General features: G+C 38.1%; 22 protein-coding genes. 2 read left to right on the top strand and 20 right to left on the bottom strand.

Features of this window, described 5'->3' with window-relative positions:
• The first annotated feature begins 20 nt into the window (after positions 1 to 20).
• Positions 21 to 1142 carry a ribosomal protein uL16 3-hydroxylase gene (locus DK857_RS16755; protein ID WP_075672658.1) on the top strand — a complete coding sequence of 374 codons (1122 nt, stop codon included), beginning with the start codon at positions 21 to 23 and terminating at the stop codon, positions 1140 to 1142.
• A gap of 81 nt (positions 1143 to 1223) precedes the next feature.
• Here DK857_RS16755 and DK857_RS16750 read toward each other — a convergent pair whose 3' ends face one another.
• From DK857_RS16750 to lolC, 6 genes are all read right to left on the bottom strand, one after another.
• A complete protein-coding gene (locus DK857_RS16750) occupies positions 1224 to 1532 on the bottom strand; it encodes a hypothetical protein (protein WP_109395343.1) in 309 nt (102 codons plus the stop codon).
• 367 nt (positions 1533 to 1899) lie between these two features.
• Positions 1900 to 3144 carry a peptidase T gene (pepT, locus tag DK857_RS16745; protein ID WP_109402768.1) on the bottom strand — a complete coding sequence of 415 codons (1245 nt, stop codon included), beginning with the start codon at positions 3142 to 3144 and terminating at the stop codon, positions 1900 to 1902.
• Positions 3145 to 3196: 52 nt separating this feature from the next.
• Complete coding sequence (gene cobB / locus DK857_RS16740; RefSeq protein ID WP_088493175.1) at positions 3197 to 4054, bottom strand: Sir2 family NAD+-dependent deacetylase; 858 nt, start codon at positions 4052 to 4054, stop codon at positions 3197 to 3199.
• A gap of 85 nt (positions 4055 to 4139) precedes the next feature.
• Complete coding sequence (gene lolE / locus DK857_RS16735; protein WP_109402767.1) at positions 4140 to 5387, bottom strand: lipoprotein-releasing ABC transporter permease subunit LolE; 1248 nt, start codon at positions 5385 to 5387, stop codon at positions 4140 to 4142.
• Positions 5387 to 6097, bottom strand: a complete 711-nt coding sequence (gene lolD, locus DK857_RS16730; RefSeq protein ID WP_202611132.1) for a lipoprotein-releasing ABC transporter ATP-binding protein LolD — start codon at positions 6095 to 6097, stop codon at positions 5387 to 5389. Before lolD ends, lolE begins: the two co-directional genes overlap by 1 nt.
• Positions 6098 to 6137: 40 nt before the next feature.
• Positions 6138 to 7340, bottom strand: a complete 1203-nt coding sequence (gene lolC, locus DK857_RS16725; protein WP_109395340.1) for a lipoprotein-releasing ABC transporter permease subunit LolC — start codon at positions 7338 to 7340, stop codon at positions 6138 to 6140.
• Between the two features lie 194 nt (positions 7341 to 7534).
• On the opposite strand from lolC, the gene mfd reads away from it, so the two are divergent.
• Entirely contained in the window at positions 7535 to 10993 is a 3459-nt protein-coding gene (mfd, locus tag DK857_RS16720; protein WP_109395339.1) for a transcription-repair coupling factor, read from the top strand.
• Positions 10994 to 11053: 60 nt separating this feature from the next.
• Here mfd and umoD read toward each other — a convergent pair whose 3' ends face one another.
• The 14 genes from umoD to fabF all read right to left on the bottom strand — a co-directional run bounded on the left by umoD (position 11054) and on the right by fabF (position 23813).
• Positions 11054 to 11554 carry a flagellar biogenesis regulator UmoD gene (gene umoD, locus DK857_RS16715; protein WP_098943352.1) on the bottom strand — a complete coding sequence of 167 codons (501 nt, stop codon included), beginning with the start codon at positions 11552 to 11554 and terminating at the stop codon, positions 11054 to 11056.
• 856 nt (positions 11555 to 12410) lie between these two features.
• A complete protein-coding gene (locus tag DK857_RS16710; RefSeq protein WP_109402766.1) occupies positions 12411 to 13718 on the bottom strand; it encodes an NAD(P)/FAD-dependent oxidoreductase in 1308 nt (435 codons plus the stop codon).
• A 456-nt stretch (positions 13719 to 14174) separates the two neighbouring features.
• Positions 14175 to 14714, bottom strand: coding sequence for an alpha/beta hydrolase YcfP (gene ycfP, locus DK857_RS16705; RefSeq protein ID WP_109395338.1), 540 nt, complete (start codon positions 14712 to 14714; stop codon positions 14175 to 14177).
• Positions 14711 to 15730: a beta-N-acetylhexosaminidase gene (gene nagZ, locus DK857_RS16700; protein WP_109402765.1), complete on the bottom strand. Its 1020-nt coding sequence runs from the start codon at positions 15728 to 15730 to the stop codon at positions 14711 to 14713. The genes ycfP and nagZ overlap by 4 nt, the downstream gene beginning before the upstream one ends.
• A 38-nt stretch (positions 15731 to 15768) precedes the next feature.
• Entirely contained in the window at positions 15769 to 16668 is a 900-nt protein-coding gene (locus DK857_RS16695; RefSeq protein WP_109395336.1) for a phosphotransferase, read from the bottom strand.
• Positions 16646 to 17227, bottom strand: a complete 582-nt coding sequence (locus DK857_RS16690; protein ID WP_109395335.1) for a penicillin-binding protein activator LpoB — start codon at positions 17225 to 17227, stop codon at positions 16646 to 16648. The genes DK857_RS16695 and DK857_RS16690 overlap by 23 nt, the downstream gene beginning before the upstream one ends.
• A 17-nt stretch (positions 17228 to 17244) precedes the next feature.
• The gene (locus DK857_RS16685; protein ID WP_109395334.1) at positions 17245 to 17646 is read right to left on the bottom strand and encodes a YcfL family protein; all 402 of its coding nucleotides are present in this window, start codon (positions 17644 to 17646) and stop codon (positions 17245 to 17247) included.
• Between the two features lie 39 nt (positions 17647 to 17685).
• A complete protein-coding gene (gene hinT / locus DK857_RS16680; RefSeq protein ID WP_098943364.1) occupies positions 17686 to 18036 on the bottom strand; it encodes a purine nucleoside phosphoramidase in 351 nt (116 codons plus the stop codon).
• 42 nt (positions 18037 to 18078) lie between these two features.
• Positions 18079 to 18864 (bottom strand): metal-dependent hydrolase, encoded by a 786-nt coding sequence (locus tag DK857_RS16675; RefSeq protein ID WP_109395333.1) that lies wholly within the window; start codon positions 18862 to 18864, stop codon positions 18079 to 18081.
• Positions 18865 to 18939: 75 nt separating this feature from the next.
• The gene (holB, locus tag DK857_RS16670; protein ID WP_109402764.1) at positions 18940 to 19923 is read right to left on the bottom strand and encodes a DNA polymerase III subunit delta'; all 984 of its coding nucleotides are present in this window, start codon (positions 19921 to 19923) and stop codon (positions 18940 to 18942) included.
• Complete coding sequence (gene tmk, locus DK857_RS16665) at positions 19920 to 20567, bottom strand: dTMP kinase (RefSeq protein ID WP_109395331.1); 648 nt, start codon at positions 20565 to 20567, stop codon at positions 19920 to 19922. The genes holB and tmk overlap by 4 nt, the downstream gene beginning before the upstream one ends.
• Positions 20568 to 20569: 2 nt before the next feature.
• A complete protein-coding gene (mltG, locus tag DK857_RS16660) occupies positions 20570 to 21592 on the bottom strand; it encodes an endolytic transglycosylase MltG (protein ID WP_109402763.1) in 1023 nt (340 codons plus the stop codon).
• 17 nt (positions 21593 to 21609) lie between these two features.
• Positions 21610 to 22437, bottom strand: coding sequence for an aminodeoxychorismate lyase (gene pabC, locus DK857_RS16655; protein WP_109395329.1), 828 nt, complete (start codon positions 22435 to 22437; stop codon positions 21610 to 21612).
• A gap of 134 nt (positions 22438 to 22571) precedes the next feature.
• Entirely contained in the window at positions 22572 to 23813 is a 1242-nt protein-coding gene (gene fabF, locus DK857_RS16650) for a beta-ketoacyl-ACP synthase II (protein ID WP_088493189.1), read from the bottom strand.
• Positions 23814 to 23872 lie beyond the last annotated feature (59 nt).

Here is a 23872-nt window from a genome sequence, read left to right as displayed (position 1 = left end):
CCGAATTCAGGATATACACAATGGACTATAAACTTAATTTAGATTGGCAATCATTCCTCGAAAGCCATTGGCAAAAACGCCCTTTATTAATTAAAAACGGCTTCTCTCGTTTTGTTGATCCTTTATCTCCTGACGAACTTGCTGGTCTTGCAATGGAAGATGAAGTAGATAGCCGTCTTGTAAGCTGCCAAGACGGACAGTGGGGAGTCAAACACGGGCCTTTTGAGCACTTTGAAGGACTTGGTGATAAAGACTGGTCTTTACTTGTACAAGCCGTCGATCACTGGCATTTTCCTAGTGCGGCATTAATGAAGCCATTTCGCGTGTTACCCGATTGGCGCATTGATGATTTAATGATCTCTTATTCTGTTCCCGGTGGTGGTGTAGGCCCACACCTTGATCAATATGATGTCTTTATTATTCAGGGACAAGGTCGTCGTCGCTGGCGTGTGGGTGAAAAAATCCCAATGAAACAACACTGCCCTCACCCTGATCTGCTTCAAGTTGATCCTTTTGAAGCAATTATTGATGAGGAATTAGAACCGGGTGATATTCTTTATATCCCACCTGGATTCCCACATGAAGGTTATGCGATTGAAGAATCGCTAAACTACTCTGTCGGATTCAGAGCACCTAATGCCCGTGAACTTTTCAGTGGTTTCGCTGACTATGTGCTAGCAAATGATTTAGGTAGTTATCGTTATAGCGATCCAGATCTAACACCGCGTGAGAACCCAGCATTAGTGCAACATCAAGAGTTAAATAAACTCCATGACATGATGGAAGATTTACTTGCTCAACCAGAAGTATTCCGTCATTGGTTTGGTGAATTTATTTCTCAATCTCGTCATGAACTTGATCTCGCAGTTCCAGAGCCTTTATATGAAAATGCAGAAATTCACGATTTACTGCAACAAGGTGAGCAACTTCATCGTTTAAACGGTATTCGTGCGTTACGTGTTGGCGATAACTGTTTTGTAAATGGTCAATTGATGGATACTGATCATATAGAAGCTGTGGATGCGCTTTGCCAATATGATTATATTGATAAACAACACTTGGGCGATGCATTAGCTGATCCAAAATTTGTGCGTTTATTAACTCAGTTAGTTAATCAAGGTTATTGGTATTTTGAAGATTAATTATTACTAATTTCCAACAATAAGTTATAAAGCCCTGTCATATTAATGGCAGGGCTTTTTTATTATTAAATATTTTATAATTTAACGAATTAAATAATTTATCGTTTCTTTTAAAAGTACTCTTGTATTACGAAAGAAAAAAGGAATAACAACAAAAAATGTACTCTGTAAGAAAAAAAGCAATAACGTATGCTTACTATTTGTTGCGTAAAGAGAAAATGAGATTAAATAAGTTATCAAAAAATAGCTAGAGATAATAATAAATGATTGTTTTTCATGTGTTTTTATTAACACTTTATTTTCATTATTAATATTCATTTCTTTTTTATTATTTAAATCAATTTGTTTTTCAATTACAGGATTAACTAATTTCCCTGATGCCGCATCCATTCTACCATCCTTATATTATCATTTTACAATAATTATAGATGACATTAACTTGTTCTAATTTATCAATCTATTGCGGTAAAATAGCGTATATTCTAAGTTTGAAAAACTCATAATTAACATTCATATTATTATGAAGTGATTTTATTTTAACTTAAGAGACTCTATCTAATTTATTTTAGATTTCTTTTTAGTAATTTATTCTATTTTGTTTTATCAATATCACTTAAGATAAAACTGAAGGTAACACGTTAAATGAAGATTAAAAAGAACATAAATAACCTTAGCTAACACTGTAAATAAAAAATGTAACCAAAAAAATAGCCGAAATATCGGCTATTTTTTTATTTTCGAAGCTCTTAATAAGTGATTAATTAATCACTTTAGCCTTTTCTCTTTCAGCTGTAATTTCAGCGATACGCATGATCACACTCACCGCTGCTTCCATTCCTTCTAAAGAGATAAATTCATGCTTACCATGGAAATTATAACCACCTGTAAAAATATTAGGGCAAGGTAATCCACGGTAAGAAAGTTGAGCACCGTCTGTACCACCACGAATAGGCTTGATATTTGGCTCAATATCACAATCAATCATTGCTTGTTTGGCTATTTCAATGATGTGTGGGAATTGAACAACTTTATCATGCATATTGTAATAACTATCATCAATCGTTAGCTCAATATAGCAATCAGGATGTAGGCCTTTACCGACTTTCTCTGCAATCGCAATCATATTTTGTTTGCGTTTCTCAAATAAGTTACGGTTAAAATCACGGATAATATAATGCATTTCTGCTCTTTCTACCGAGCCTTTGATACTTTGCAGATGGTAAAAACCTTCATAACCGTCGGTATTTTCTGGCGTTTCATCGACAGGTAATTCTTGATGAATTCGCGTTGCTAATCCTAACGCGTTAACCATCACCCCTTTTGCACTGCCTGGGTGAACATTGTTACCTACAATTTTGATACTCACGGATGCGGCGTTGAAATTTTCATATTCCAGTTCGCCAACACCACCACCATCTACGGTATAAGCCCAGCTTGCGCCAAATGCATTTAAATCTACATAATGCGCGCCACGCCCAATTTCTTCATCAGGAGTGAAAGCAATACGAATATCCCCATGAGGTCGATTCGTTTCTTTTAAGCGCACCATCGCAGTAATAATTTCAGCAATACCCGCTTTATCGTCCGCACCCAGTAATGTTTTACCATCAGTAGTAATTAATGTCTTACCAATCATTGAATGTAAGATTGGGAACATTACTGGTGACAACACTTCATCACCAATACCTAAAGCAATATCACCACCACGATAATCTTCAAGAACTTGTGGTTTCACATGTTTTCCTGAAAAGTCAGGAGATGTATCAAGATGCGAAATAAAGCCAATAACGGGCACTGGCCAAGATACATTGGATGGTAAACTTGCCATTACACATCCCTTATCACTGAGCATCACATCAGAAAAACCCAGTTTTTTTAATTCTTGAGCCAATGCCTTGGCTAGTTTTAATTGTCCATCACTGCTTGGTGACATTTTTGAAGATGGTTTTGATTGTGTATCAAAATTAATATATTCAAAAAAACGTTCTAATAATTTATCCATTTTGCCCCCTAAGATCTCTCTAAGAACAATAATAGGGAACTCTATAAAATAATTATTGCGTCAAATCAGCTTTAGGATCATTAATTAATTCAAACAATTTATGAACATATTCATCAACTACTTGGCTCGCTGGGCCATAATGTTTCTCTTCAAACTGGCTTTCAACCAAACTTGGCTCAAGATTTAGCTCAACGGTATGAGCACCTGTTAAGCGAGCTTCATGGACAAAACCTGCTGCTGGATAAACATTTCCAGATGTACCGATAGAGATAAAAATATCAGCCTCAGCCAAAGCACGATAAATCTCTTCCATACCAATTGGCATTTCACCAAACCAGACAATATGAGGGCGTAATGGTGATGGGAATTGGCAACAATGGCAACGATCTGTTGTTTCTAAGTCCCCTTTCCATTCAAATACTTGGCGAGATTGAGGGCAACGCACTTTCAGCAATTCACCATGCATATGCAAAATATGTTTACTGCCTGCTTTTTCATGCAGATTATCAATATTTTGAGTCACCAGTAAAAAATTCTCTTTGCCTAAACGTTGCTCTAGTTTCGCTAATGCATAATGCGCTTCATTTGGTTGAATAGAGGGTTGCTGCAATTGGCGGCGACGTTCATTGTAAAACTGCTGAACCAATTGGGGATTGCGTTGATAACCTTCAGGTGTTGCAACATCTTCAACGCGATGTTCTTCCCACAATCCATCTTCTGATCGGAATGTTTTAATTCCTGATTCAGCCGAAATGCCAGCCCCTGTTAATACGACAACTTTGGGTAAATTCATTTCATGTTCCGTTTTATGGGTTAGATGAAAATAGCGACAACGTGAATGTTGTCTACGTAAATTCTTAATTTTACGAAACTTCCTAAGCCGACGATGACGAAGTTTAAGTTTCATCATTACAATCCTTGGTTTTCAAATTTAAATATCGCGTTTCTTACCTTCACTAGTTTAAGCGTTTTTTCTTCTTTGTATGTCAATAAACTTATTGTCCACTTAAAATTCTTGCAGGATCTAGTTTAGTGGCTCGACGTGCAGGATACCAACTTGCAATCAGGCTTAAGATCACAGTGGTAATAAATACAGAGAAAACGTCAATTAAATGAACTTCTGAAGGTAGAAAATCAACGAAATAAACATCGCCAGACAACACACTATGTCCTGTTAATGATTCAATAACAGACACTAATGGCGTTAAATTATAAGCAACCAACACACCAAATATCACACCTGCGATACAGCCAATCATGCCTGATAATAAGCCGTACCATAAAAAGATATTACGAATATGGCTATCTCGTGCGCCTAATGTTCGTAAAATAGCGATATCACTACTTTTATCTCTTACCGCCATAATCAGCGTTGAGACAATATTAAAACAAGCGACACCAATCACTAAGATCATCGATAAATACATAATGCTACGGATCATCTGAATATCGCTATACATATAGCCATAATCACTTATCCAGCTTTTTGCATAAACATATTCTTTGCTGTTTAAACCTGCATTATGAATAATTTCATTGGCGAAAAAAGGATCTACCGTTTTCACTTCAATCCCAGTAATGCCTTGCCCATAATCCATATATTGCTGGGCATCCGTTAAAGGAATTAACGCTAATTGATGATCGAGCATACCACTAAGTTTAAATATGCCACTGACTTGTAAGCGAATACGTTTAGGCTGTAAAAGTTTAGTTGGATCATCATTATTAGGAATTAATACGGTGAGCCAATCATCCTGTTTGATCTTTAGTGCATCAGCAACACCTTGCCCGATAATAATTTGTTGCTTACCTGCCTTAAAATCTTGCCATGCATTGTTTTGGACATATCGAGGTAACAGGCTGATATCACTTTGCTTTTCAGGTGAAACACCCATAACTTGCACTGCCTTTAACTCTGTTCCTTTTTCTAACAATCCAGTAAGTAAAACATAAGGAGCAGCAGCGACAACACCTTGAGTATTCTCGATACGAGGTAATGCGGATTTCCATTGCATAAATGGCTGATCTACTGAATAAATTTGCCCGTGAGGCACCACCGATAAAATGCGATTTTTTAATTCACGTTCAAATCCATTCATGGCACTTAGGCCAATGATTAAGACAGCAACACCAAGCATAATGCCCAGCGTTGAAATAACTGAAATTAAAGAAACCATTCCCGCACGTTTTCGTCCTCTTGAAAAACGTAATGCGGTCACTAATGCAAGTGGCAATTGCGCCATTATTTCACTCCTGAAATTGCGTTTTGTGACTGTAGTTGACCATCTTTCATTTCAAGTTGGCGCTGAAAACGAGCAGCCAATGACAAATCATGCGTGACGACCAGAAATGCAGTTTGTTTTTCTTTGTTTAACTTAATCAACAATTCGAAAATCCCTTCTGCATTTTTCTGATCAAGATTACCAGTTGGTTCATCAGCAAGAACTAATGCAGGATCGTTTACTAATGCTCTTGCAATCGCAACACGTTGTCTCTCACCACCAGAAAGCTCTGAAGGGCGATGATGAGCGCGATCTTTTAATCCAACAGCTTCAAGTAAAGACATCGCTTTTTCTTTTGCCATTGAAGCGCTCGTGCCACCAATCATTAGTGGCATAGCAACATTTTCAAGCGCTGTAAAATCAGGTAGTAGGTGATGAAATTGATAAATAAAGCCTAATTGGCTATTACGCAGATCCGCTTTTTCCGAAGAGGATAATTTATTAAGTGACTGCCCTTTAAAAAAGACTTCACCTGATGTTGGAGAATCGAGCCCGCCCAATAAATGTAATAGGGTACTTTTTCCTGAACCTGAGCTTCCCACTATGGCAAGAAAATCGCCCTTATCCATTTTAAAAGAGACTGATTTCAGCACTTGTGTGGAAATAGAACCATCTTGGTATTGTTTACATAGGGCGTGGCAATCCAATAAACCATCTTTGTTAATTTGCATTTGTTTTTCTGATGCCATTGACTGTTTATTCAAAGAAGAATTACTCATAACGTAGCGCCTCTGCTGGCTGAATAGCCGCGGCCCGCCAAGACGGGTATAAAGTGGATAAAAGGGAAATAATAATAGCGGAGAAACCAATCATAAAGACACGCCCCCAATCAAGTGTTGCGGGTAATTCCACTCCTTGAGGGATAAGTCCTACAGCTGGCATAATGACGTTTAGTTGGCTCGAGAGTAATGCACCTAAAAGCCCACCAGCTACCGCCCCTAAAATACCTGCACCTGCACCTTGTAGCATAAAGATGGACATAATCTGAGAGCGTTTTAAACCCATCGTTTGCAAAATAGCGACTTCTCCTTGTTTTTCCATCACTAACAAAGAAAGTGAGGTAATAATATTAAAAGCCGCCACTGCGATAATTAAGCTTAATAATAATCCCATCATATTTTTTTCCATTTTAACAGCTTGGAAAAATTCACCTTTACGTTCGCGCCAGTCTTTCCAACTTAGATTTTTATCTAAAGGTTGCGCACTGTATTTTTCAATATTAAGAGGATCAGAGAAGAAAAGACGCCATCCGGTAATATTACCCGGCTGATAACGCATTAAACGTGCTGCATCTTGCTGATTCACTAAGATTTGTGAAGCATCTGCATCACCACTACTTTGGAAAATACCTTTAACAGTAAATAACCGTTGGCTAGGTAATCTTCCCATTGGCGTTAATTGGCTTACACTTGGCACAATAAGGCGAATGCTATCCCCCTCTTTTGCTTTTAACTGTTTAGCAAGACCACTTCCTAAAATCACACCATAATCGCCTGCTTTCAGCATAGAAAAATCCCCAAACCGAATATACCGCGTTAAAGGTTCATCTTGCTCTTTTTCTATACCCAGCATGACACCAACGCTGATATTGTCTTTACTTTGCAAAACAACATCACCTTCTACTAAAGGGGTCACGTTTATGATACCTTCACGCGTCAGTAGTCTTTCAGCTATATTTGGATCTCGGGGTAATTGCCCGTTAGGTGATGTCACGATTGCTTGTGGAATATAAGCAAGAATACTTTCTTGCAATGAACGTTCAAAGCCATTCATGACAGAAGTCACTGTGATCAGTGCCGCTACACCTAACATAATCCCTAAAGCGGATAGCCATGAGACGAAGCGACCGAACTTATCGACCGCACGACCCCGCATATAACGGAGCCCTATATAAAATGAGACAGAATTGTACATGAAATCTGTGCTGTTCCTGTTGCTAATGCGAAGTGTTCAGGGATAATAAAGGGTAGTCTTACTGAATGGAACCACTCTATTCCCAAACTGTGGTTTTTTCTTTTATCTTAACCTGCCCGCCAGTTTAAGCTTTAGCCATTAAGCTAAAGATGTGTTGGGAGTTAACTACAACAAAGAGTTCACATTACACGCTTATGTCCTCAGAATATCGTTATCAACTTCCTATAAAACAAGGGGATACTCGTCAGCTAGGTCAACTGACTGGTGCCGCTTGTGCTCTAGAATGTGCAGAGATCATCAAACGCCACTCTGGATTAGTCGTTCTTGTTACTCGTGATATGCAAAATGCATTACGTTTACAAGATGAAATCCGTCAGTTTTGTGATTATCCAGTAGAGACATTATCGGATTGGGAAACACTGCCATACGACAGTTTTTCACCTCATCAAGAAATTATCTCAAACCGCCTTTCTACGCTATACCGTATTCCATCACTTCTCAAGGGAATTTTAATCTTACCAGTCAATACGTTAATGCAGAAAGTCTGCCCTACTGATTATCTCGCAAGTCATGCGTTGGTAATGCAAAAAGGAGAGATACTTTCTCGTGATAATTTACGTAAAACATTAGATGAAGCGGGATATCGCCATGTCGAACAAGTATTAGAACATGGGGAATACGCAACGCGTGGTGCATTATTAGACTTATTTCCGATGGGAAGTGAATTTCCTTATCGTATTGATTTTTTCGATGATGAAATAGATAGCCTGCGTACTTTTGATGTTGACACACAGCGGACATTAACAGAAGTTGATCAAATTAATTTGCTGCCTGCCCATGAATTCCCAACAGATGCAAATGCGATAGAAATTTTCCGTAGCCAATGGCGCGAGCGGTTTGATGTAAGACGTGATCCTGAACATATTTATCAGCAAGTAAGTAAACACATATTGCCAACGGGAATTGAATATTGGCAATCCCTATTTTTTGAACAGCCTTTATCTAACTTATTTGCTTATTTCCCTAAAAACACATTGATAGTGACACAAGATCTGCAAGATTTTGCCGAAAAATTTTGGCAAGACATCAATCAACGTTTTGAAAGCCGTCGTGTTGATCCTATGCGACCACTGTTACCGCCAGATGATATTTGGCTAAATGTTGATAAATTTAATAAAGAATTAAAACAGTGGCCTCGTATTCAACTTAAAACAGAAACGTTGCCAGAAAAAGCCGGACAGACCAATTTAGGCTATCAGCCTCTTCCTGATTTATCGATTAACGCTCAAAGTAAATCGCCTTTAGATAACTTACGCCGATTCCAAGAACAATTTTCAGGCAGTGTGATTTTCTCTGTTGAAAGTGAAGGTAGACGCGAAACAGTACAAGAGCTTTTATCACGGATAAAAATAGCACCCAAGCAGATCATTGAATTATCTGACGCCCAAGAGAAAGGTTTTTACTTTATCATTGGTGCCGCAGAGCATGGTTTTATTGATAGCCATCGCCAGTTAGCCATGATCTGTGAAAGCGATATGTTAGGTGAACGCATTAATCGTCGTCGCCATGACAATCGTCGCGCCATCAATACAGATACCTTAATTCGCAACCTTGCTGAATTAAGCATAGGGCAACCTGTTGTTCATCTTCAGCATGGTGTTGGCCGTTATCAAGGTATGACAACCCTAGAAGCGGGTGGCGTTAAAGCTGAATATTTGATGTTAAGCTACGCAGGTAATGACAAGCTTTATGTTCCTGTTTCATCACTGCATTTGATCAGCCGTTATTCTGGTGGTGCAGATGAAAATGCCCCATTACATAAATTGGGTGGCGATGCATGGGTAAGAGCTCGTCAAAAAGCCGCTGAAAAAGTACGTGATGTCGCAGCCGAGTTATTAGATGTTTATGCTCAACGTGAAGTAAAAACAGGCTTTACCTTTAAAATGGACAAAGAGCAGTATCAATCTTTCCGTCAAAGTTTTCCTTTTGAAACAACACCTGATCAAGAAATGGCTATCAATGCGGTACTTAGCGATATGTGCCAAGCTATTTCAATGGATAGACTCGTCTGTGGTGATGTCGGATTTGGTAAAACAGAAGTTGCGATGCGTGCCGCTTTTCTTGCAGTTAACAACAATAAGCAAGTTGCCATTTTAGTACCAACTACTCTATTAGCTCAGCAACATTTTGATAATTTCCGTGATCGTTTTGCTAATTGGCCCGTTAATATTGAGATGATCTCGCGTTTTCGTAGTGCAAAAGAGCAGCAACAAATCACAGAAAAACTGGCTGAAGGAACAATTGATATTGTGATTGGTACACACAAACTCCTTCAACCGAATATTCAATGGAAAGATTTGGGATTGTTAATTGTTGATGAAGAGCACCGCTTTGGAGTTCGTCACAAAGAGCGTATCAAAGCTATGCGCGCAAATGTCGATATTTTAACGCTAACAGCAACGCCTATTCCTCGTACGCTGAATATGGCAATGAGTGGCATGCGTGATCTTTCTATTATTGCAACACCGCCAGCACGTCGCTTATCCGTGAAAACATTCGTTCGTGAATATGATGATTTAGTGGTTCGTGAAGCTATCTTGCGTGAAACCTTGCGTGGCGGACAAGTTTATTATTTGTATAACGATGTTGAAAATATCGAAAAAGCCCGCGAGAGACTGGCTGCACTCGTTCCTGAAGCGCGTATTGGTATTGGTCACGGGCAAATGCGGGAACGTGAACTTGAGCGTGTGATGAATGATTTCCATCATCAGCGTTTTAATGTATTACTTTGCACCACAATTATTGAAACAGGTATCGATATACCCACTGCAAATACCATTATTATTGAACGGGCAGATCATTTTGGTTTAGCGCAATTACATCAATTACGTGGTCGTGTAGGTCGTTCTCATCATCAAGCTTATGCTTATTTGTTGACGCCACATCCGAAAGCAATGACAAAGGATGCTCATAAACGTTTAGAAGCGATTGCTTCACTGGAAGATCTGGGTGCCGGTTTTGCATTAGCAACTCATGACTTAGAAATTCGAGGTGCAGGTGAATTACTAGGTGAAGAACAAAGCGGTCAAATGAATACCGTTGGTTTCTCACTTTATATGGAATTATTAGAAAGCGCTGTAGAAGCACTTAAAGAAGGTAGAGAGCCATCACTTGAAGATCTCACCAATCAACAAACTGAAATTGAATTAAGAATGCCAGTCTTGTTGCCTGATGATTACATTCCTGATGTAAATGTCAGACTTTCATTCTATAAGCGAATTGCTAGTGCTATCGACTTAACAGAGCTTAATGATCTAAAAGCAGAGTTAATTGATAGATTTGGTAAATTGCCTGATGCAGGACGTTATCTACTGCGTAATGCCGCTATTCGCTTAAGTGCGATGAGCTTGGGTATCACCCGAATTGAAGCGCATGATAAAGGTGGTTTTATTGAGTTTGGTGAGAAAAACAAAGTCGATCCAAGCTATTTAATCAGCTTACTTCAGGAGCAACCTGCCATTTTCCGCTTAGATGGCCCATCAAAATTGAAATTTATTACAGATTTAACTGAGCGTGAAAAACGACTTACGTTTATTGATGATATGTTAAGTGCATTTGATGAGCATAAAATAACCACCCCTAATGGTTATTAAATCAACAAAAAGGCGTAACTGAAGTAACTTCATTACGCCTTTCTTTTTATATCATTAGGTTTATTCTTTGCGACAAGGTACTTTTTCATTCATAGAGCAATAAGGTTCTTGTTCTAAAATCAGCCTACCATCAGAATCTAACGCGATAACTTCACCTGGTTTAAATGTAGTCCGTACTTTGCCTGGTGTTCCATCGATAGTATAAAGCACATCATAACCCACAACTCTGCGCTCTTGACGATAAATTGGAATGCACTCTTTAAATTGGGGATAAGGGAAATTAGCAATATTGCTATTATTAAGTGCTTCAATCATATAAAACACTCGACACTCTTGCTCTGCAGGATGAAATCGTGACAATTTTTCTGGTGTAAAAGGTGTAGGTAAGCCAATTCGATGACAATACTCTTCTGTCACAAAAACGGTCGATTTAATAGGTGTCGCCGAAACGACATGAGCGTATTGAGGCTGGGGAAATACCCACCTCCATGCAATAAATGAAAGAATAGCTAATACAATGATTAGTCCTATTAGTGTGTACTTTCTGACATTAACACCCACTTTTACCCCTTTTCATTTGTTTTATCCTTAATTGCCGCAGATACGTAATAAAAGCCACTGTTTCACTCTAACTGGCTAATATATTTAGTATTCAATAAATGAATTCTCTAATCTGATAGCTTAATTCAACATCCATGCTGATTAACATAATAAGTAAACTACGTATTTATGACATGTTAAATACACCACTTATTTCTGTTTTAATTACTTAATTAAATAAATACTGACTACATTCTTAAGACTTACACATTATATTAAGATAGATCTTAATTTATTAAGCTGAAAAAAATAGAAGTCATTATACTATTTTATAATATAGCATTATGATAACACCAAGTTAACAAGTGTTGCCTAAAAATAGGCGATATTTCATATTTAACTCATATTATAAAATTTACTTTTAAGATTTGTAAAATTATTTTATTCACTTAAATACAAGTAAAAATAACAAGTTAAGCTTATCTCTAATAATTTTCACTTATTATCTTTCTAATACAAATTTACGAAATACCATAACATTTTATTTGATGAATTAATGAATTAAACATCATTTTTTATTTAAGAAAATTCTTAAATAACTTAGCGTAATAAATAAAAACAAATGCTATCTTTAATATTACAAGTTTAACCTTAATAATAAAATTATATTTATCATTGTTCTATTGAGCTTTAGAGTTATTGGTTATTTTCGATATAAACAGATAAATCATCTAGTGCTTTATGCTAAGATTATTTACCTTGTTTAGATATTCTCATTTAATTATTTAATTTAAAAGAAAAAATAGATAAAAAACCCTCATATAATATGAGGGTTTAAAAAGGTAACTTTTGTCTTATTTACAAAGCAAAAGATAAATTAATGAAGTTTCAGCTTAGGTCTAATTACTCGGTTGATTGATCCTACTAACATCATAAGCCCTGTTTTGATGTAACCATGCAAAGCAATCTGATGCATTCGATATAAAGAGATATAAACAATCCGCGCAATGCGCCCTTCGATCATCATGTCACCCTTCATCAAATTCCCCATCAAACTACCTACAGTACTGAACTTAGAAAGTGAAACGAGCGAACCATGATCGGTAAACACATAATCTTTTAGCGGTTTATCTTTTAACATTGCTAAAATATTGCTGTAACAACGACTTGCCATTTGATGAGCGGATTGTGCTCTTGGAGGAACAAATCCCCCTTCTTTTCGTGGACAAGATGCACAGTCACCAATCGCAAAGATAGACTCATCTAAGGTTGTTTGTAAGGTGGGTTTAACAACTAACTGATTAATACGATTGGTTTCTAGACCTGCAATCTCTTTCATAAAATCAGGCGCTTTAATACCTGCTGCCCACACCATTAAGTCAGCATCTATATGCTCACCATCTTTGGTGTTTAATCCACCGTTATCTGCGCTTGTGACCATAGTTTTGGTCATCACTCGCACGCCTAATTTTGTTAATTCTTGATGTGCAGCACTAGAAATACGCACTGGTAATGCAGGTAAAATACGTTCGCCTGCTTCAACCAACGTAATATTTAATGCTGAAGGCGCTAATTTTTTTAATCCATAGCTATTTAGTTGGCGTACTGCATTATGCAATTCAGCCGAAAGCTCAACACCCGTAGCACCACCACCCACAATCGCAATATTTACCTTACGGTTTTCTTCTTGTGCATTAGCATCTGCTGAATATTTTAAGAACAAATTCAACATTTCGTTATGGAAACGATGTGCTTGTTGCGGACTATCCAAGAAAATGCAGTTTTCTTTAATACCTGGGGTACCAAAATCGTTTGATTTACTGCCTAATGCCATCACTAAAATATCGTAGTCTAACGTGCGTTCAGGTACGAGTAGCTCTTGCTCTTCGTTATAAATAGCAGCCAGTGTGATGTTTTTCTGTTCGCGATCAAGCCCCGTTAATGAACCTAATTGGAAATTGAAATGATGGTTATAACCGTGTGCTAGATAGCTTAAAGCATCAACGCCATCATCTAAAGAGCCCGTTGCTACTTCATGTAGCAGGGGTTTCCATAGATGGCTGTTATTGCGATCCACTAAGGTAATTTCTGCTTTTTTGCTGCGTCCTAATTTATTGCCTAATTTGGTCGCCAGTTCTAAACCACCCGCACCACCACCGACAATAACAATTTTTTTTAATGACATTTAACGTCACTCCATAAAGATATTTACTGTTGTTATTTAAATAGCCTTAGTGAAATCTACTTAAATAACGGCAGTTAAATCGTTTCGGCTGTTATTTTTGTTCTTAAGCAAGTTAATTGGGAAGATGGTCATACCAAAGTTGATTTATATCAAAAATATTTGAATATTCATACCTATTTTTTGAAGAATATAGTCGTTTTTTGCCTTTGAGTGATGAATAAATCACCATTAAAAATACAAAGGTATTTATTTTTATCAACAAATACAATGAATTAACATAATAACAACAAAGGAGACTGTTAAAGTCAGTCGTGATAATTGAAATGATAAAAATAAAGGATCAAAACAAATGTTGAAAAGAGATAGGTAGAAAGGAAAGTATGAGCATTTTTAGCTACATTAGACAAAAAAATGGATGGAACAAACGCCATCCATTTTAAACACATTACTTTAGTCTTAGCTTTTGCTATTAAACGCTTTAATTTTAAATAGATGCTCAGAGAGGCTCTTAAATTTATGCGTTTGTACTTCATCCCAAATTACAGAGTAATAAGGCGATAATTCATCAGCAGAACGCTGATTATCTAAAACCTCATCATTACGGGATAAAATTACTAAAGCGTTATCTTTGTTTTTAGAACGAAAATCTTTAATACATTTCGTTGCAATATCTAAATATTCTTCAGGTCTGTCGATTTTGTCTGTCATGTTTTCGTAAGGAAAAAGATTAGGGTTAATCATTACCTGACGAATATTACATAAGAAACCAATACGCTCTGCCCAATATCCACCTAATCCTACACCGCAAATTAATACGGGCTCTTTCGTGGATTTAATCACTTTATCCGTTTCTTTCAGTAAGTGTTGCATGTCATGACGAGGATGCAACGTACTGTAGCTTAAAAAACGCACATCAGGATCAATAAACTGTAGCTGTAAAACTTTCTCATGATTTCCAGGACTTGTGGAATCAAAACCATGTAAATATATAATCATGCTCGCTCCTGCCATTGCTCCTGTAATTGGGTCAGCAACTGATTCGCTTTTCTCCAACGATCAGAGTTTTGTAGCTCACTCAATGTGTAACGACCTCGGTGATGGTACAATGTGGAAATGCGTTCTGCTTTGACAGAGGACAGGTTATCTAACACACTCACCGCCCCTTTTCGGTTATTACACACTAACAGCATATCACAACCAGCATCTAATGAACGTTGTGCCCTTTCTGCGTAACTTCCCATAATAGCAGCACCTTCCATCGATAAATCATCAGAGAAGATAACGCCTTGGAAGCCTAATTGTTCACGTAAAATGGATTTCAGCCAGTACGATGAGCCACTTGCAGGACGCTCATCAACCTGAGAGTAAATAACGTGAGCAGGCATAATGGCATCTAATAACTGGCGTTGAATAAAATCTTTAAAAATAGACATATCACGTTGGCGAATATCATTTAAAGAGCGATCATCGCGAGGCGTTTCTTTATGAGAATCTGCTCTGACCGCACCATGGCCAGGGAAATGTTTACCTGTTGATTTCATGCCAGCAGAGCGCATACCTTTAATAAAACTCTCTGCCATTGTCATGGCAACTTCCGGTGAATCATGGAAAGAACGCTCACCAATGGCAATACAGTTATGACCTAAGTCGAGTACAGGCGCAAAACTGATATCAATATCCATAGCTATCATTTCTGATGCCATTAACCATCCAGCTTCTTGTGCTAAATGGCTCGCTTGATAACTTTCATTTAATGCCGCATAAGATTGAGCTGCCGGTATGCGTGTAAAACCATCACGAAAACGCTGTACTCGTCCTCCTTCTTGGTCTACTGCAATCACAAGGCGCTCATGAGATGCATCACGAATTTGGCGAACTAATTCATTTAATTGTTCAGCATCGTGGAAGTTGCGGGTAAAAAGGATTAATCCCCCGACAAGAGGATGCTTTAAAATTTCACGCTCTTCACTATCGAGTTCATATCCTTCAACATCAAGCATTACTGGACCCATAACATTCCTCTCTTTGTAATTGTGACAAGATAACGTCTTTAACTCGTCAGACTAAAATAGCGACGTAAAGGTTCAGACATTATTAAAAATGATCTATCTTTTGTTTGTTGCCAACGAACTTCATACCACATTAGCATCATATAAAAAATAAATGGCTCTCTTGAAAGAATACGCTCTCTCAACTCCTTTACAGAAGAAACATCCGTCTCTTTGAGTTGAGCATAATGGCAATGATACGAACAATAATAATCTAAAAACATATTTTGCTGCGATTCATTGAGTTGATTTGTTGCAAAGAACGTCATCAACGAATCCGCTGTATCAATATCGGCGGCATATTCCCAATCAATAAATTTTATACCTGAATCACTAAGAAGAATATTCTCAACATGCAAATCCATGTGAGCAGGCGCGTATTTTATGAGATTGCATCGCGGTTGGCGTAAAAAATGTTGTTGTAAGTGTAGCCATTTAGCAGACAAGCGTTTCCTATCAATACTCTGCCAATAAACTAATAGCTCATGATTTAAGTTAAGAGGGAAACCTAGCGGCGTGTGTTGATGAAGTATAGCTATTTTTTCAGCCAGCGGTTTTAAATAAGTACTAAAAAGCGATTGATGGGTTAAATGTTCGCCCTGTAACCAATAAAGAAAAAACCATTCTTTATAACGGGTGGCAACTTTAGGTGATATGTCAGATCCTGAAAGCTGTTTTAAAATGGCGTATTCTTTTCTTCCATGTACATAAAGCGCTTTTTTTTCATCACCATAATAACGAGCAACCCAATCTATATCTGCACATTGCACGCGAAAAGCGCCACCACCTGATCCTTCTAATGTCGTAATTTTCCATTTACTTAATGCCGTTGCAGGAAAAAGCGCTTGCAAGGCATTAAGCAAACTTGAGTAATGCGGATCACTCAACCTGATGGCGTCCATTCCAAAGAATTTCACCAGAAGAAACTGACATTAACTGCATACTGATCACACGGTTATCTTTTTTACCATCAACGGTTGAGAATAAAATATAATCAGCCTTCAAATAACGGGCTAAACCAATCGCTGCACTACGAAGACCTAAACTATCTTCACCTGATAAACCAAGTGCTTTTCGTGCTGACATCATTTGTGTATAAGGCACAGTTTGCAATGCACTAATAGTATTAACTGATTCAATAATAGTATTGGTTGCATTTACCGCTTGAATATTCCCGCCTGAATTATTTTTAACATTATCAACAACGATAAGCTTACCCACTTCTAAATCACCAGTAACCGCCATTTCTCTAATTAAAGGCGTGACAGCTGCATTCCAATTAATACTCGTGATTTTAGGTGGCGTTGGCACAACTTCAATCGGTGGCTCTATGGGTTTAGGTGGCTCTACTGGCTCAGTAGGCGTAACTGGTTCAACAGGTACTGGCGGTTGTTGTGGCAACATGGATGGACAACCTGCTAATAAAAACACAGACATCGCCACAAATAGAACTCTTTTCATGCTCGCGTTACCTTATCCTAAGTAAAGAGATAAACTCTGACATAACTAATGGTCTTATCTGGTATATCACCACTAATTTCGGTATCACCATCGCCAAGAATAGTCACATCATTTACATTCCCAGCAGGGGAAACTTCAAGCCCTTGTTCGTTATACCAATAAAAACGATAGCGAATAGAGACAGGGTAAGATTGTGTATTTGATAACATGACTGTCGCTTTTGTGCCATTAGCATGGTGTTCAATGGTTGGCTGACCAGCAACAACACCTACAACTAATACCGAAGGCTCCATAATAATAGCCTGCTGACGATTGAAATAGAGTTTATTACCTGAATGAGATGATAAACATCCTGAGAGCAATGTCGTCATAAATACAGCGATAAGTAATGAACAAATGGCCTTACCTTGTCTTATCATGTATTACTTCCTGTTATCCTGCTGTTAGCATTATATCCATTATTGGCTTAATAGTGGCCCTAATGGTTTTCCGCCAAGCAAATGCATATGAATATGGAAAACTTCTTGTCCACCATGTTTGTTACAGTTCATCACCAAACGATAACCGTCTTCCGCAATACCTTCTTGTTGTGCAATTTTTGCAGCAACAACAAAAAGGTGTCCTAATACTTGTTCATCTTCCACAGTAACATCATTTACAGTAGGAATAAGTTTATTGGGGATAATTAAAATATGAGTGGGTGCTTGAGGTGAAATATCACGAAATGCGGTCACTGTATCATCTTGAAAAACGATATTAGCTGGGATTTCACCACGAATAATTTTACTGAAAATTGTTTCTTCTGCCATTTTCATCACCTTATTATTTATTTTAATTCCTGATCAATTCTATTAAGCAGGTAAGTTTTGAATATGAAAGAGCTTAGCAAAGTTACGCGTTGTTTGTTGCGCTAACTCTTCAACACTCACCCCTTTTAAGACTGCCATATACTCTGCAACATCACGGACATAAGCCGGTTGATTTTCTTTTCCGCGATGAGGAACTGGTGCCAAATAAGGAGAGTCTGTTTCGACTAAAATTCTATCAAGAGGAACGATACGAGCGGCCTCTCTAATTTGTTCTGCATTTCTAAATGTCACAATGCCGGAAAAGGAGATATACATTCCAAGATCAAGTAATGCTGTTGCGGTCTCTTTATCTTCTGTAAAGCAATGCAGAACACCGCCACAATCTTGAACTTTTTCTTCTTTTAAAATGGATAACGTATCTTCACGAGCACTGCGTGTATGCACAATAACGGGTTTATTAACTTGGCGCCCAATACGAATATGCTCACGGAAAATGTCACGTTGTAGTGCCGCATTTTCTTGTTGGTAATAGTAATCTAGCCCTGTTTCACCTAAAGCCACAACATCAGGTGCGGCTGCTAAACGAGCTAATTCTTCAACATCATGACCTTCGTCTAAATTTAAAGGGTGGATCCCACAAGAAAAGGCAATATTGTCACGTTTACCGATTAGCTCACGCATACTCTTAAAACCCGGTAATGTAGTTGCTACTGCTAACATATATTGAACATCACGCTGCTGTGCTTTTTCGACAACATCATCAATATTTTCATGTAATTTTTCATAATCTAAGCAGTCGAGATGGCAGTGTGAATCAACTAAAAACATAACTTACTCTCATTTATCTGGTACAACGTATAGGTGTTTTTTATTACAGCTAAATCATAATTAATATATAGCTAATTAATTTTTTGTGGCTAGCTGATTTTCCCAATCTAGCAGTTGTTCTACTAGTAATAATTCTCTATTTAATGCAGGAATGGTCATTAACTGATAACGACACTGTTTCCATCCATCAATAGTGGATAATAAAATATCCGAAGGCCATTGTGATAACGCCATAATCAATGCTTGCTGATCTTGGTTCACACAATAGGTTTGTGCATTGGTTTGATATTTTAATGCATCAAGCAGCAGTGATAACAACCAATACAGGCGATGCTCAGCATTATCTTGATTTAATTGTGGCAGAAATGCATATAAATTACGTTGTTGTATGCTGGTGTATAACGCTTGGCAAAAAGTCTCTCTTTCTTTCCACTCATCTTTCAATAATGAAAGCGCCAAAATTGGAGCGTTCTGCGATAAATTCAATGCTGTCACACTATTCGCATAAGGTATATTTGGTAATTGTTGCTGTAACCAGTGCGTTGCGTGTTGAAAATCCGGCGTTGCTAAATGGTAATAAAAACAACGGCTACGCAATGTCGCTAATAAAACCTCTGGTTGCTGACAATTCAGTAAAAAATAGGTGTTTTTAGGCGGCTCTTCTAACGTTTTGAGTAATGCATTTGCAGCCGCTTCTGTTAACGCTTCAACGTCTTTTATCCAAACTACTCTAGAACCACTTTGCTGAGCATGATGCTCCAGCTTTTCAGTGACTTTTCTTACAACTTCAATACCTATCGAAGACTTACCTTTTTCACTTTGTAAAACATGCCAATCAGGGTGTGTTTCAGCAAGCATCAATCGACAGCTATGGCATTCATTACAACTTTTTAATCCCTGTTTATTCTGGCACATTAACCAACGACTTAATCCATAAGAGAGTGCTTCTCCTCCCATGCCTTCTATCGCATGTAAAAGCAAAGCATGATGACCACGCCCTTCTTGATACATGCTAATAAGTTGCCGATATGCCTGATTTAGCCAAGGATACCAATTCATAGTAATTTATTTTCCTGCTGAACTAGCCACGCTGTTAATGTTTGACGAATATCTGCTTGTACTTTTTCAATTGCTTGAGAGGCATCTATCGTAATAATAGAATCATCATCTTTAGCCAATGCTTGATAACGTTCGCGAGTACGATAAAAGAAATCCATTGACTCTTGTTCAATCCGATCTAACTCGCCTCGAGCACGCGCTCTGGCAAGGCCAATAGCAGGATCTAAATCAAGATATAAGGTTAAGTCAGGGCGAAAATCACCAAGGACAGTATTACGAAGTGACAACATAAGATCTTTATCTAAGCCGCGCCCGCCGCCTTGATAAGCTTGTGAAGAGAGATCATGTCTATCACCAATAACCCATTTACCATCCGCAAGTGCAGGTTTTATCACGTTTTCTATAAGTTGAACACGCGCTGCGTATAGCATCAATAATTCTGCTTTATCCGTAACTTTTTCACCCTCAATACCTTGTTTGATAAGTTCACGTAATTTTTCGGCAAGCGGTGTGCCACCCGGTTCACGAGTAAATGCTAGGTTAGTAATACCTTTATCTTTTAGGGTATCAACAACCGTTTGGATCGCACTGGTTTTTCCAGCGCCTTCAAGTCCTTCAATTACAATAAATTTACTGTTGTTCATAATTATCTTTGTTGTAAGCGTCGATATTGTGCGACGGCTTTATTATGTTCATTGAGTGTGGTTGAAAATTTATGACCACCCGTTCCATCTGCAACAAAATAGAGATAACGAGTATCCGCTGGATGTGCAGCAGCTCTAATTGAAGCGACACTCGGCATTGCTATTGGTGTTGGTGGTAAACCATCAATTTGATACGTGTTATAAGGTGTATAACCATTTAAATCACTACGATAAATCGTGCCTCTATATTTATCACCTAAACCATAGATGACCGTTGGGTCGGTCTGTAATCGCATATTAGTTTTTAATCGATTAATAAAAACAGACGCGACTTTTGTTCTTTCGGCATCAATGCCCGTCTCTTTTTCAATAATTGATGCCATGATAAGCATTTCATAAGCCGATTTATACGGTAAATCACTATCGCGTTTAATCCACTCTTCTTCTAATGTTTTTTCCATTTGCTGGTAGGCGCGTTTTAAAATTGCGACATCTGTCGTACCCGCGGTGTAATGGTATGTATCAGGTGCAAACCAACCTTCTAAATTAGAAATCTCTGGTTTTATTCCTATTTCTTCACGTAACTTATCACTATCCATTGTGTGTGCCACAGCTGCAAGTTGAGGCGCTTGCTCAAAAATAGATTGCCAATCCTTTAAGCGACTTCCTTCAATAAAACGGATTGAGAACTGGGCTTCTTTACCGCTTTTGATAAGCAGTAAGACATCATGCAATGTCATTCCTTTTGTTAAACGATAAGTACCTGCTTTAAATTGGCTTAATTCAGGTTTCACTTTTAATAAAACCTGAAAAAAATCCCCTTCGCTAAGCAGATTGTTTTTTATTAATAGTTGCTCCATAGCAACACGCCCTGTTCCTGCTGGTACAGTCAGTAGCATTTCATCTTGTTTCACAACAATATTTTCTTCTAAACCCCGAATATGTTGCATCATATACAATGCAACTGCGCCAAGGCTAAACAATAAGGCAAAAAAAACTATCCATACTATTTTTTTTATCTTCATTTATAACTCATTAAATTCTATTTAAGTGACAAAGTGTGTTGTAAAACAACATGATAATAATCCCTACTAGGGTATTTATAGCACTTATCATCTGAAAAAGTGATTTGTGAAACGGGGATCACTGGCATCAACGCATTTGTTAACCATATTTCATCAGCCTGATAAAGCGTTTCAGGTTTTTCTCTCACAATATCAATTTTCCAATGATTTTTTTGAGCTAATTGAAAAATAGATTGGCGCATAATGCCATTTACCCCTGAATTAGTCAGATTTGGTGTAAAAAACCTATTTCCTTTGCGCCAAAAAAGATTCGCTGCATTAGCTTCAACTAAATATCCTTCATTATCACACACTAAAACATCATCAAATTCTGTTTTTTCTAAATGATATTTGATAAGGACTTGTTCTAAACGATTGAGATGTTTGATCCCAGCCAGCAAAGGGTTTTGCCCTAAGGTAACAGGGCTAATACCAAGCGATACACCTTCGTTTTGCTGGTGGAGATAATGAGTAGGATAAGAGGACAATGAGATTATTACTGTCGGTGTTATAAATCCATTAGAGGAATATCCTCGCCCACCAAAACCACGACTAATAATAATTTTTATAACACTTTTTGTTTGAGCCAGAGAAGCCACATAGATGATCTGCTTTTCAAGTTCAGACCAATTAGGATGAGGTAAAAAGAGAGCGTTACAGCCTTGTTTTAAGCGGTTTATGTGTGCAGATAATAAAACGGGATCCCCCTGTTCAACAGCCAGTGTTGTAAAACAGCCATCACCAAACTGTACTGCTCGATCACTGGCATCTACATTTTGTTGCTGTTGTCCATTTACCCAATACATCTAACACACCTTACATCTATGTTATTGATATCAATCTGCACATGATAAAGCAACTGGCAGTAAAAGGACAAAATAAAAGACCCAGAATAATCCTGGGCCTTTAGGTATTTTTTCAACTTTCTACAAAAAACGGCTTATACGCGTTTAAAGAGAATTGAACCGTTAGTACCACCAAAGCCGAATGAGTTACACAGAGCATATTCCATGTTCTCAACTTTACGTGCTTTATGTGGAACAAAATCAAGATGACAATTTTCGTCTTGATTATCTAGGTTAATTGTTGGAGGTACGATTTGATCACGCAGTGAAAGGATTGTAAAGATAGACTCAATTGCACCCGCAGCACCTAATAAGTGACCTGTCATAGATTTTGTTGAGCTAACTAATACATCAGTGCCTTTACCAAATACGTTTTCTACCGCCTGAGCTTCAGCAACGTCGCCTGCATTTGTTGATGTGCCGTGTGCGTTGATATAACCCACATCTGATGAGGCAATACCTGCATCTTTCAGTGCATTTGTCATCGCCAGCGCACCGCCTTCGCCATTTTCTGCTGGTGAAGTCATGTGATAAGCATCGCTACTCATACCAAAACCAACTACTTCAGCATAAATTTTAGCGCCACGGTTTTTAGCATGTTCGTATTCTTCAAGAACAAGAACGCCTGCACCATCACCTAATACAAAACCATCACGCTCTTTATCCCATGGACGGCTAGCCGCTTGAGGATTATCGTTACGTGTTGATAATGCACGAACAGCACCAAAACCACCCAGACCTAATGGTGTGGTTGCTTTTTCAGCACCGCCTGCCAGCATTGCATCTGCATCACCATAAGCGATAATACGTGCAGCATGTCCAATATTATGAACACCTGAAGTACACGCTGTTGCGATAGAGATTGTAGGGCCACGAAGACCATACATAATGCTTAAATGCCCTGCAACCATGTTAATGATGGTTGAAGGTACAAAGAATGGGCTAATTTTACGAGGACCACCATTCATCATAGATGTATGGTTTTCTTCGATAAGGCCTAAGCCACCAATACCAGAACCAATAGCAGCTCCGATACGACTTGCATTGGCTTCTGTTACTTCAAGACCTGAATCCGCAATGGCCTGCACACCAGCTGCAATACCATATTGAATGAAAAGATCCATCTTACGCGCGTCTTTACGCGAAAGATTATAATCTTCGTGATTGAAATCTTTTACCAATCCAGCGAATTTAGTCGCATGATGACTGGTGTCAAAATCTTCGATAAGGCCGATACCACTCTGTCCGGCACACACAGCTTCCCAAGAAGCTTCTGCGTTATTACCGACAGGAGATAACATGCCTAGTCCGGTCACAACTACACGACGCTTAGACACGCTTATCCTCCAAGGAGGGAAAAAGTTTAGGATTAAAAATATAGGCGGTCGAGTGACCG

It is taken from the genome of Proteus terrae, assembly GCF_003144325.1.
GTDB classification, from domain to species: Bacteria; Pseudomonadota; Gammaproteobacteria; order Enterobacterales; family Enterobacteriaceae; genus Proteus; species Proteus terrae.
Note: the sequence above shows the minus strand (reverse complement) of the source record. Positions and strands in the feature narration are given on the sequence as shown.

Excerpts from the sequence above, each read along its gene's own strand:
- hinT (WP_098943364.1), bottom strand. The coding sequence starts at position 18,036 with ATGGCAGAAGAAACAATTTTCAGTAAAATTATTCGTGGTGAAATCCCA.
- DK857_RS16690 (WP_109395335.1), bottom strand. The coding sequence starts at position 17,227 with ATGAAAAGAGTTCTATTTGTGGCGATGTCTGTGTTTTTATTAGCAGGT.
- DK857_RS16675 (WP_109395333.1), bottom strand. The coding sequence starts at position 18,864 with ATGTTTTTAGTTGATTCACACTGCCATCTCGACTGCTTAGATTATGAA.
- DK857_RS16695 (WP_109395336.1), bottom strand. The coding sequence starts at position 16,668 with ATGGACGCCATCAGGTTGAGTGATCCGCATTACTCAAGTTTGCTTAAT.
- pepT (WP_109402768.1), bottom strand. The coding sequence starts at position 3,144 with ATGGATAAATTATTAGAACGTTTTTTTGAATATATTAATTTTGATACA.
- nagZ (WP_109402765.1), bottom strand. The coding sequence starts at position 15,730 with ATGGGTCCAGTAATGCTTGATGTTGAAGGATATGAACTCGATAGTGAA.
- tmk (WP_109395331.1), bottom strand. The coding sequence starts at position 20,567 with ATGAACAACAGTAAATTTATTGTAATTGAAGGACTTGAAGGCGCTGGA.
- ycfP (WP_109395338.1), bottom strand. The coding sequence starts at position 14,714 with ATGATTATATATTTACATGGTTTTGATTCCACAAGTCCTGGAAATCAT.
- lolD (WP_202611132.1), bottom strand. The coding sequence starts at position 6,097 with ATGCAAATTAACAAAGATGGTTTATTGGATTGCCACGCCCTATGTAAA.
- DK857_RS16710 (WP_109402766.1), bottom strand. The coding sequence starts at position 13,718 with ATGTCATTAAAAAAAATTGTTATTGTCGGTGGTGGTGCGGGTGGTTTA.
- cobB (WP_088493175.1), bottom strand. The coding sequence starts at position 4,054 with ATGATGAAACTTAAACTTCGTCATCGTCGGCTTAGGAAGTTTCGTAAA.
- DK857_RS16750 (WP_109395343.1), bottom strand. The coding sequence starts at position 1,532 with ATGGATGCGGCATCAGGGAAATTAGTTAATCCTGTAATTGAAAAACAA.
- pabC (WP_109395329.1), bottom strand. The coding sequence starts at position 22,437 with ATGTATTGGGTAAATGGACAACAGCAACAAAATGTAGATGCCAGTGAT.
- lolE (WP_109402767.1), bottom strand. The coding sequence starts at position 5,387 with ATGGCGCAATTGCCACTTGCATTAGTGACCGCATTACGTTTTTCAAGA.
- lolC (WP_109395340.1), bottom strand. The coding sequence starts at position 7,340 with ATGTACAATTCTGTCTCATTTTATATAGGGCTCCGTTATATGCGGGGT.
- holB (WP_109402764.1), bottom strand. The coding sequence starts at position 19,923 with ATGAATTGGTATCCTTGGCTAAATCAGGCATATCGGCAACTTATTAGC.
- DK857_RS16685 (WP_109395334.1), bottom strand. The coding sequence starts at position 17,646 with ATGATAAGACAAGGTAAGGCCATTTGTTCATTACTTATCGCTGTATTT.
- DK857_RS16755 (WP_075672658.1), top strand. The coding sequence starts at position 21 with ATGGACTATAAACTTAATTTAGATTGGCAATCATTCCTCGAAAGCCAT.
- mfd (WP_109395339.1), top strand. The coding sequence starts at position 7,535 with ATGTCCTCAGAATATCGTTATCAACTTCCTATAAAACAAGGGGATACT.
- mltG (WP_109402763.1), bottom strand. The coding sequence starts at position 21,592 with ATGAAGATAAAAAAAATAGTATGGATAGTTTTTTTTGCCTTATTGTTT.